Raw genomic sequence first — 381 nt, forward strand, 5'->3', positions numbered from 1 at the left:
GCCCCAATTCAAACGTACAGAGCTTGTCAAAGTCCAGCCAGCCCGTATCCGCTCCGGGCTGTATGCCTTCCTCAAAGAGCACCCTTAAATCCCGGCTCACATCTTTCAGACTGAATACCCCTTCCAGCGGCACCTCCTGCGCTTCCTCCAGCAGCGAGGTGAGTACCTGTTTGCCGGCATCGTGAATCTGGCTCCGGCGCCTCGCCGGCTCTCCTCCCGCTTCCGGGTTTTCTGCGGCATCGTAACTCCCCTCCTTTTTGAGGAGGGGTGCCCGTAGGGCGGGGTGGTGGGCCTGTAACACCTCATTTGCATCCTTACACCCCTGGGGATACTCCATTATTTTACACCGTTCCATCCCCAGCCGTGCAAGCAATGCTTTTC

At 58.0% G+C, this 381-nt stretch carries 1 pseudogene; it reads right to left on the reverse strand.

Going from position 1 to position 381, the window contains the following annotated elements:
• Positions 1-337 (reverse strand): annotated as a pseudogene (locus D0T87_RS25245) (hypothetical protein); the annotation flags it as partial.
• Positions 338-381: the final 44 nt, after the last annotated feature.

Source organism: Bacteroides sp. 51 (assembly GCF_010500965.1).
In the GTDB taxonomy this organism is placed as follows: domain Bacteria; phylum Bacteroidota; class Bacteroidia; order Bacteroidales; family Bacteroidaceae; genus Bacteroides.